The organism is Pseudoalteromonas gelatinilytica, from assembly GCF_001641615.1.
Taxonomy (GTDB): Bacteria; Pseudomonadota; Gammaproteobacteria; order Enterobacterales; family Alteromonadaceae; genus Pseudoalteromonas; species Pseudoalteromonas gelatinilytica.
In genome coordinates this window covers 502,645-512,514 of sequence record NZ_LRRU01000022.1, presented here as the reverse complement: position 1 = coordinate 512,514, position 9,870 = coordinate 502,645, and the positions used below count along the sequence as shown (strand labels likewise).

The window sequence follows — 9,870 nt, the reverse complement described above, 5'->3', positions numbered from 1 at the left end:
CATAGATCCCCCGCTGCTAAGCAAAAAATGTTGAGCTTTTCAGCTACATTTTGCTCAGATCGAACATAAAAACATCGAATAAGCTTCTTTTTTGAATTTATGAAGTTTTTATGTTGACACTTTGCAATGCTGTCATTAATATTTCGCCCCGTTGAAAGGCATGACGCTTCCCCCTTAGCTCAGTTGGTTAGAGCGACGGACTGTTAATCCGCAGGTCCCCCGTTCGAGTCGGGGAGGGGGAGCCAAGTTTTTCAATCATAAACGTTTCCCCCTTAGCTCAGTTGGTTAGAGCGACGGACTGTTAATCCGCAGGTCCCCCGTTCGAGTCGGGGAGGGGGAGCCAAGTTTATGAATATGATTGTTCCCCCTTAGCTCAGTTGGTTAGAGCGACGGACTGTTAATCCGCAGGTCCCCCGTTCGAGTCGGGGAGGGGGAGCCAAATCATAGCACCACACTACTCTATTTAGTTCCCCCTTAGCTCAGTTGGTTAGAGCGACGGACTGTTAATCCGCAGGTCCCCCGTTCGAGTCGGGGAGGGGGAGCCAACTCCACGAATCCATTAAACTTTTTATCTACTACTATTCGTCGATTGTATTAGACTTTAAAGCACTTATAATCTAACCTAATTTTAGTTTATTCTGTATTATGCTTTAGAATACAACGACTATACTTAAAGCAATCAATCAAGGAATTGATTCCTTCCTTTAGGCTTTTAAAAGATAAGAACATGGCTGGCTTTAAAAAACTAATTTTCATACAACTTATATCTTGGTTGCTGTTTGCACTTTTGGGCGGTTACTTTATTACACTAAGCTTTGATAGCGCAGTCAGTGATGCTCAGCAAAAAGCACAGCGTGTCGTAAACGCATATATAAATACGCAAACAATTGAACAACTTGCACCAGAGAAAATTCAAAAAGCATTTGCCGATGGCAGTACCTTTTCTAAGCTTGTGATCCGTGATCAATCGGGTCAAGTGGTAGGCATGGTTGAATCAAGCCAGTCCCTGCCCTTGTTTGCAGAAATAGTTAATAATAGTTTTAATTCAATTCGTCCTCAGTTTGCCGTAAACCAAACATCCGACATTAAAGTCGAATTCACGATTAATGCGCATAATCTTGCTAGCCTCTTACAAGAGTCTTTATTCATTGTCATTTTGATTTCAGGCCTTATCGCCCTACTTCCTATTATTTATATGAAGAGCATGTTTCGCCGCCTTAATCGTAAAATTAGCACCACGATTTCGGATATCGTTGACATTTACATTAACCAAAATCAAGTTAATGGCGACCTTGAACAAGCAATGGACACCACGCGTCTAAAAAAACTAAGCAAAGATTTAATTCCTTCTTTCAATCGTCTATCGCATTTCTTACAAACTAAACATGATGATATTCAAAACAATGCGCTAAGCATTAAAAAAGAAGCGTATAAAGATGTAGTCACAAACCTTGGCAACCGTAATATGTTTGTTGAGTACTACGAGAAGAATATTGAAAACGCAGAAAAAAGTACCTTTGGGTCACTTGCCATGGTGCGTTGTAGCGAATTGCAAACCATAAACCAAACCCGTGGTTACCAAAAAGGTGATGAATACGTAAAAGGTGTGGCCGATATTATTAAACATATCAGTGGCACATACACTGGCAGTCAGGTTTTTCGTTTAAATAGCTCAGATTTTGCAGTGGTATTGCCAAATACCCCACTTAAAGAAGCAGAGCGTTTCGGTGACAACTTACAATCACGCTTTACACAGTATCAGCAAAACCAAGAATTAAGCTCAGTAGCCAATACGGGTATTGTCGGTTACGAAAAAGGTAAGCCGCTTGGTGAATTGTTATCGATTGTTGATAACGCAATGAGCATGGCGCAATCAAAACAAGCGAACGCATGGCATGTACAGCGTGAAACTGACTTAGTTAATAATGCCAGTGCTGGTTTTGGTAATCAAAACTGGCGCAAAGTGATTAACGAAGTAATAGAATCAAAACGTGTACACTTAGTGATGCAAAACATTATGCCGATAGGTAAAAGTGTTAAAGCTTATGCTGAGATCCAAGTGCGTTTTAAAAGCGCAGAAAACCAAATGCTACCGACCGCCTCTTTCCTGGCTATGGCTGAAAAATTAGAAATGGCAATGGAAATTGACCGCTTAATTATCGATAGCACTCTGGAAAAGGTCAAAACGCGTAACTTCTCTGAAAAATTCTTCGGTATTAATGTTACAGCTTCAAGTGCTCACAATGATCAATTTGTGATCTGGCTAGAACGTCGACTTTTAAAAGACAGCAATATTGCCTCAAAACTGGTATTTGAAGTCAGTGAGTTTGGTTTACAACAAAACATTAAAGCAAGTAAGCGCTTTATCGATATGGTTCACCGTGTTGGTGCACGCATCACTGTAGAACGTTTTGGTGTGGGATTAACGTCATTTAAATTCTTTAGAGACTTAAAACCAGACTTTATCAAAATGGACGCAAGCTATACTCGCGGCCTTGAAGAAGATAAAAATAACCAATACTTCATGCGCTTAATGGTGGATTTAGCTCACCGCATTGGTGTGAGTGTATTCGCTGAAGGTGTCGAAAGCCAAGAAGAAAAGCATATTATCGAAACACTGTGTCTTGATGGTGTGCAAGGTTATTACATCGAAAAGCCAAAAGACATTTAGCCCCCTCTTAAAGGCCCAAAAAACCTTACTGTTTTTGGGCCTATTCCAGCTATACCCAAGCCACCTCAAGATGCAGAATTCAGCGTTTCACAGGTGCTTAATATCAAGGCGTTACTTTGCAACAATGGTAGTCCCTTTTAAGAAGTAACAACGATGAGAGTAAGTGCCTGTGAAACGCCCAAAGGGTTGGTTTAAAAGCGATTTATACTGCGTTATTGATTTTAACAATAGAACCACTATTATTTGCAATCAATGCCTTGCCTAAATCGCTTTTAATTCCAACTGAAACTCGCATCTTGAGGTGGTTTGGGTATATTAACTTTGCTTTAACACTTTAATCGTAAACAGCTTTGTTAATTTTAGCTATTCGTCCCTCATGTGTTGTGTCAGCCCCCATAAAAAAGGATAATAGAGCCGTTTTTATTCTCGTGAGGCACGCATGACAGAGTATGTCTTGTTATTGATTGGCACTGTGCTAGTCAACAACTTCGTTTTAGTTCAATTCTTAGGTTTATGCCCTTTTATGGGTGTATCGGGTAAGTTAGATACCGCGATTGGTATGTCTTTAGCCACAACCTTTGTACTTACACTTGCCTCCGTGACCAGTTATCTGGTGAATCATTATATTTTGATCCCGCTGGATATCGCGTTTTTACGTACCATGAGCTTTATTTTAGTGATTGCTGTTGTCGTGCAATTTACCGAAATGGTGGTGAGAAAAACCAGCCCGACACTTTATCGCTTATTAGGGATTTTCTTACCGCTTATCACCACCAACTGTGCGGTATTAGGTGTTGCCCTACTTAATATCAAAGAAGACCACTCATTTTTACAATCTGCTGTATACGGCTTTGGTGCCGCTGTCGGCTTCTCTATGGTGTTAATACTGTTTGCCGCATTACGTGAGCGCTTAGCCGCGGCTGATGTCCCTGCTCCTTTTAAGGGTGCTTCAATTGCGATGATCACCGCAGGCCTTATGTCGATGGCCTTTATGGGTTTTACAGGATTAGTGAAGTTTTAATATGACCTTGTTTTATGCTTTGATAGCGTTAGGTTCATTAGCGCTTATATTTGGTTTAATTTTAGGTTTTGCTGCCGTGCGTTTTCGCGTTGAGAGCAACCCTATTGTTGACCAAATTGATACCATTTTACCGCAAACACAATGTGGCCAATGTGGTTACCCTGGTTGTCGTCCCTATGCAGAAGCGATTGCCAATGGTGACGAAATCAATAAGTGCCCACCAGGCGGCGAAGCCACGGTAAAAAAACTCGCTGATTTAATGGGTGTTGAGGCAAAACCGCTGGCTGGCGGTGAGCAAGCAGAGCCAATTAAAACAGTTGCCTATATTCGAGAAGATGAATGTATTGGCTGTACCAAATGTATTCAAGCCTGCCCTGTTGATGCCATTGTCGGCGCAACCCGCCAAATGCACACTGTATTAATCGATGAATGTACCGGTTGTGACTTATGTGTTGAACCATGCCCTGTAGACTGTATTGATATGCTGCCTGTTAAAGAAACCAAACAAACCTGGAAATGGCAATTAAACGCAATCCCTGTGACTCAGGTAGATTAGGAGCACAGATGGAAAAGCTAATAGATCAAATTAAACAAGGTAAAGTGTGGCCATTTCCTGGTGGTATTCACCCACCGGGTCAAAAACAACAATCAACAACGCAAGCCATTGCAAGACTGCCGCTACCAGACAAACTTGTTGTATCACTAAAACAACACATTGGTGCTAACGGTAAGCTGATTGTTGAAAAAGGCCAGCAGGTTCTTAAAGGTCAAGCATTAACTAAACCAAGCGGCAATTGGTCTGTGCCTGTGCACGCGCCAACATCTGGGCTGATCAGCGATATTTGTCCAATGCCGTCAGCTCATCCATCAGCGTTGCCTGAGCTTAGCGTTATTATTGAACCCGATGGTGAGGATAACTGGTGCGAGCTTAACCCTGTGACTGATGCCAAAGCACTGTCGCATGATGAACTTGTTGATGTTATTCATCAAAGCGGTATTGCCGGTATGGGCGGCGCAGGTTTCCCAACCTATGTAAAAGCAGATACACGTAAAGCCATTGAGTTTTTAATTGTTAATGCCGTTGAGTGTGAGCCTTATATTACCGCTGATGACATGCTAATGCGCGAACATGCCGATGGCATAGTTGCCGGTATTGAATTAATGCAGCAGCTGTTAAGTCCACAGCTGACAATTATTGGTATTGAAGATAATAAACCCGATGCCATTGCAGCCATGAAACAAGCTGCACAACATAACGACAGCATCATAGTGCAAACAGTACCAACGATTTACCCTTCTGGCGGTGAAAAACAGCTAATTAAACTGCTAACGGGCAAAGAAGTCCCAAGTGGCAGTATTCCTGCCGATATTGGTATGCTGGTGCAAAATGTCGGTACCTTGTTTGCGGTAAATCAAGCCGTATATGAAGGTAAACCTCTTATAGAGCGTGTAGTAACGGTAACCGGTAACACCATTCACAAACAAGGTAATGTGTGGGCTTTACTAGGCACCGAAATTAAACATTTATTAGACTGCCAAGGCTTTTCACCGGCTCCACAACAACGTGTGGTCATGGGCGGTCCAATGATGGGCTTTACTCTACCTACCGTGCGCATTGGTGTGGTTAAAACAACGAACTGTATTTTAGCGCCAGATCACCAAGAACTTGCTGAGCCGGGTGATGAAAAAGCCTGTATTCGTTGTAGCGCCTGTGCTGACGCCTGCCCTGCTTCATTGTTACCTCAGCAATTACAATGGTTCGCTAAGTCAAAAGAATACGACAAACTCAACGAGCACAACTTATTCGATTGTATTGAATGCGGTGCCTGTGCTTATGTATGCCCAAGTGAAATCCCCTTGGTACAGTACTATCGCGTTGCCAAAGCCGAAATTAAAGAGCAGCAAGCAGAGCAAATCAAAGCAGAGCGAGCAAAAGAGCGTTTTGAAGCGCGTAAAGAGCGTTTAGAGCGCGAACAAGAAGAGCGTCAAAACCGCCACAAACGTAAGCCGGCTGCTAAGTCAGATGACGAAAAACAAAAAGTGGCCGATGCACTCGCCCGAGTTAAAGCTAAATCTGATGATACAGACAGCAAATCAGCCGTAGCCGCAGCTATTGCCCGTGCAAAAGCGAAAAAGCAAGGTGCAGAGCTTGAGCCTGATAACTCTGAAGTAGCTAAAGAACGTGCAGCGCGTAAAGAACAGGCGCGTAAATACAAAGAACAGAAAGCATTAGAGCAAGGTGAAGAAAGCGTCGATAAAGACGATAAAAAGTCTGCGGTTGCTGCCGCTATTGCCCGTGCTAAAGCGAAAAAAGCGGCACAGGCTACTGAGAGTCAAGCTGAAGCTGAAGAAGCAGCACCAGTTGATGACAAAAAAGCCGCTGTTGCCGCGGCTATCGCCCGTGCTAAAGCGAAAAAAGCAGCACAAGCTGCTGAGAGTCAAACTGTAGCTGAAGCAGATAGCGCACCGGTAGATGACAAAAAAGCCGCTGTTGCAGCTGCTATCGCGCGTGCTAAAGCGAAAAAAGCAGCGCAAGCTGCTGAGAATCAAACTGAAGCTAAAGAAGATAGCGCACCGGTCGATGACAAAAAAGCTGCTGTTGCTGCTGCAATCGCGCGTGCTAAAGCGAAAAAAGCAGCACAAGCTGCTGAGAATCAAACTGAAGCTGAAGAAGATAGCGCGCCAGTTGATGACAAAAAAGCTGCTGTTGCAGCTGCTATCGCCCGTGCTAAAGCGAAAAAAGCAGCACAAGCTGCTGAGAATCAAACTGAAGCTGAAGAAGATAGCGCGCCAGTTGATGACAAAAAAGCTGCCGTTGCTGCCGCTATCGCTCGCGCCAAAGCGAAAAAAGCCGCTAAAGAGCAAGCGCAGAGTGACGAATCATCAGAACAACTTGATGATTCAAGCGATACGGATGATTCAAAACCGCAGGTTGATGAACCTGAGTCTAGCGAAGATAAGAAAAAAGCAGCGGTCGCTCGTGCCATTGCAAGAGCTAAAGCGAAAAAGTTACAACAAGAAGGAAACGATAAGTCATGAAACTAACCATGGCGAGTTCGCCGCATAATCATAGCCATAAATCATTAAGCCGATTAATGATGACAGTGATTGCTGCGTGTATTCCAGGCTTAATCGCGCAGGTTTTCTTCTTTGGTAGCGCTGTGTTAATTCAGCTTGTTCTCGCGCTAATTACAGTTAGCGCCTGTGAAGCCGCTGTTTTACAACTTCGTAAACGCAAAGTTTGGCCAACACTCAGTGATGGTAGTGCGTGGTTAACTGGCGTATTACTGGCGTTGAGTATTCCGCCTTTAGCGCCTTGGTGGATTATCGTAATTGGCTGTATGTTTGCAATTGTTATTGTAAAGCAGCTTTATGGCGGCCTTGGCTTTAATTTATTTAACCCTGCTATGGCAGCTTATGTATTACTACTTGTATCGTTTCCGGTGCAAATGACAAGCTGGTTACCTGTTAGTGATTTACTTGCATCTCCGATAAGCTTCTCACAGCAACTGTCTGTTATTTTCAATGGCTTTACCAGCGCTGGTTTTAGTGTTGATCAATTACGTGTAGCGATTGATGGCACAACCATGGCAACACCGCTTGATACCGTAAAAACAGATGTCGCCCATCACCTAACGGTGGCTGAGAGCATGAGTAAGCCTCTTTTTAATGGCTGGTTTGGTCTTGGCTGGGGCTGGGTTAACCTCGGCTTTTTAGTGGGTGGGCTTTATTTATTAAAAGCTAACATCATTAATTGGCATATCCCTGTTAGCTTTTTAGCCTCATTGGCCGTGTGCAGTGGTATTGGTTATATTGCAGCTCCTGGCACAGAGCCAGGCGTGGTATTTCATTTATTCAGTGGTGCAACCATGTTAGGGGCATTCTTTATTGCTACCGATCCTGTTTCTGCATCAACAACGAATAGAGGCCGTTTAATTTACGGTGCGTTAATTGGTCTACTTGTTTACTTAATTCGTACTTTCGGTGGTTATCCTGATGCTGTGGCATTTAGTGTATTGCTGTTAAATATGGCGGTACCTTTAATTGATTACTACACGAAACCACGTACTTACGGCCATGGGGTGAAATAATGATCCTTTCCTCAATGACTAAAAACGGCGCTATTCTTACAGCATTTGCGCTCATTACCACAGGCACTGTGGCCCTGACTCATAGCCTGACTGCTGAGCGTATTGAAGAGCAAGAAAAGCAACAACTTGCAGAGCAGCTGCAACAAGTACTTGATGCCCATCATTATGACAATCAACTATACAAAGATTGTGTCGTGATCACCGATGAGCGCCTTGGGCCACGTCCAGAGCAAATAATCTACCGCGCCTACAAAGATAATAAGCCGTATGCTTTAGTAATGCGCCATGTAACACCAAGTGGTTATAGCGGCGATATCAACTTATTAACGGCGGTTTTTGCCAATGGTGAAATAGCGGGTGTTCGTGTCACTAAGCACGAAGAAACACCGGGCCTTGGCGATAAAGTTGAGGTCAAAAAATCAGACTGGATCACCCTTTTCAAAGGCCAAAGTGTACTTTCTGAAGATGACAGCCGCTGGGCTGTTAAAAAAGATGGTGGCCAATTTGATCAATTTACAGGTGCAACCATTACACCGCGTGCCGTTGTCGGCTCAGTAAAACAAGCTGTGCTGTTTGCCCAAGCTGAATTTGATAATCTGTTTGCTGCACCAAACACCTGTCAAGGAGCCAAGTAATGAGCCAAGTTAAAACCTTATTTAAAGATGGTATGTGGGCTAATAACCCTGCCCTTGTGCAGTTATTAGGCTTATGCCCGCTACTTGCTGTTACTTCTACGATTACCAATGCATTAGGCCTAGGTTTAGCAACGTTATTAGTACTGGTTGGTTCTAACGTCACCGTATCGATTGTGCGTAACTGGGTGCCTAAAGATATTCGTATTCCTGTTTTTGTGATGATCATCGCAGGCTTTGTAACGATAGTTCAGCTAATGATGAATGCCTATACATTTGGGCTTTATCAATCATTGGGGATTTTTATTCCACTAATTGTTACCAATTGCGCCATTATCGGCCGCGCAGAAGCATTCGCCTCTAAAAATACCGTGCCACTTTCAGCCTTTGACGGACTGATGATGGGACTTGGCTTTATGTTAGTTTTAGTGGTGCTAGGGGCAATGCGTGAGCTTATTGGTCAAGGTACGCTGTTTGATGGTGCTGATTTATTATTAGGGCCATGGGCTGCTGCACTTCGAATTGAAGTATTTAGTTTTGATAACCAATTTTTATTGGCAATTTTACCACCGGGTGCCTTTTTAGGACTTGGTTTACTGATTGCTGCAAAAAATGTCATTGATACACAAATAAAATCTAAGCAAATTGTTACTCCAGAAGTAGAAAAAGGCCCAAGAGCCCGAGTAACAAGTTTAACTTAAAGGAGAGCACGCACCGTCACTGCGTGCTTTACGCCACCATGAATAAAGAAAAACGCTATGAGATCTTATCTCGTCTACGTGAGCAAAACCCGCACCCAGAAACAGAGCTTGAATACTCAAGCCCGTTTGAGTTACTAGTTGCGGTTACCTTATCAGCACAGGCAACAGATGTGGGTGTTAATAAGGCAACCCGTAAGTTATTCCCTGTTGCTAACACGCCTCAAGCGATTCTTGATTTAGGCCTTGAAGGCCTTCGCGATTACATCAAGACCATTGGTTTGTTTAATTCTAAAGCCAACAATGTCTATAAAATGTGTGAGATTCTGGTCAATAAACATAACTCAGAAGTACCAGAAAATCGTGAAGCACTTGAAGCATTACCCGGTGTTGGCAGAAAGACTGCAAATGTTGTTTTAAACTGTGCCTTTGGCTGGCCGACTATTGCTGTTGATACGCATATTTTCCGCGTATCTAACCGCACTAAGTTTGCTATGGGTAAAGATGTGGTGGCTGTAGAACAAAAATTAGAAAAAGTGGTACCTAAAGAGTTTAAGGTCGATGTACACCACTGGTTAATCCTGCATGGCCGCTATGTGTGTACTGCTCGTAAACCTAAATGCGGCAGTTGTATTATCGAAGACTTATGTGAGTTTAAGGAAAAGACTGAGTAGTTAAAATCTAAAGGTGATGCTCTTCACCTTCCCCCATCACACCATAATCTCATTTTCTAAATGTGCCAAAAACAGAGTTTGGC

8 protein-coding genes and 4 tRNA genes are annotated in these 9,870 nt (G+C 43.2%); all 12 read left to right on the top strand.

The genetic code is table 11. The features are described 5' to 3' along the window. Window positions 1-168: 168 nt before the first annotated feature. The 12 genes from NH153_RS19720 to nth all read left to right on the top strand — a co-directional run bounded on the left by NH153_RS19720 (window position 169) and on the right by nth (window position 9,787). A tRNA-Asn gene (locus NH153_RS19720) sits at window positions 169-245 on the top strand. A 21-nt stretch (window positions 246-266) separates the two neighbouring features. Then, window positions 267-343 (top strand) — tRNA-Asn (locus NH153_RS19715). A gap of 19 nt (window positions 344-362) precedes the next feature. Continuing rightward, window positions 363-439 (top strand) — tRNA-Asn (locus NH153_RS19710). A gap of 29 nt (window positions 440-468) precedes the next feature. Then, window positions 469-545: transfer RNA gene (locus tag NH153_RS19705), tRNA-Asn, on the top strand. Window positions 546-727: 182 nt separating this feature from the next. Then, window positions 728-2,671 (top strand): EAL domain-containing protein, encoded by a 1,944-nt coding sequence (locus NH153_RS19700; RefSeq protein WP_063707050.1) that lies wholly within the window; start codon window positions 728-730, stop codon window positions 2,669-2,671. A 439-nt stretch (window positions 2,672-3,110) separates the two neighbouring features. Continuing rightward, window positions 3,111-3,692 carry an electron transport complex subunit RsxA gene (rsxA, locus tag NH153_RS19695; RefSeq protein ID WP_063707046.1) on the top strand — a complete coding sequence of 194 codons (582 nt, stop codon included), beginning with the start codon at window positions 3,111-3,113 and terminating at the stop codon, window positions 3,690-3,692. 1 nt (window position 3,693) lies between these two features. Continuing rightward, complete coding sequence (gene rsxB / locus NH153_RS19690) at window positions 3,694-4,248, top strand: electron transport complex subunit RsxB (protein ID WP_063707044.1); 555 nt, start codon at window positions 3,694-3,696, stop codon at window positions 4,246-4,248. Window positions 4,249-4,256: 8 nt separating this feature from the next. Further along, entirely contained in the window at window positions 4,257-6,731 is a 2,475-nt protein-coding gene (rsxC, locus tag NH153_RS19685; protein ID WP_063707042.1) for an electron transport complex subunit RsxC, read from the top strand. Next, window positions 6,728-7,783, top strand: a complete 1,056-nt coding sequence (gene rsxD, locus NH153_RS19680) for an electron transport complex subunit RsxD (RefSeq protein WP_063707040.1) — start codon at window positions 6,728-6,730, stop codon at window positions 7,781-7,783. Before rsxC ends, rsxD begins: the two co-directional genes overlap by 4 nt. After that, complete coding sequence (rsxG, locus tag NH153_RS19675; RefSeq protein WP_063707037.1) at window positions 7,783-8,418, top strand: electron transport complex subunit RsxG; 636 nt, start codon at window positions 7,783-7,785, stop codon at window positions 8,416-8,418. The genes rsxD and rsxG overlap by 1 nt, the downstream gene beginning before the upstream one ends. Continuing rightward, complete coding sequence (locus NH153_RS19670; protein WP_063707035.1) at window positions 8,418-9,116, top strand: electron transport complex subunit E; 699 nt, start codon at window positions 8,418-8,420, stop codon at window positions 9,114-9,116. The genes rsxG and NH153_RS19670 overlap by 1 nt, the downstream gene beginning before the upstream one ends. Before the next feature lie 38 nt (window positions 9,117-9,154). After that, the gene (nth, locus tag NH153_RS19665; protein WP_054553695.1) at window positions 9,155-9,787 is read left to right on the top strand and encodes an endonuclease III; all 633 of its coding nucleotides are present in this window, start codon (window positions 9,155-9,157) and stop codon (window positions 9,785-9,787) included. The last annotated feature ends 83 nt before the right edge of the window (window positions 9,788-9,870 follow it).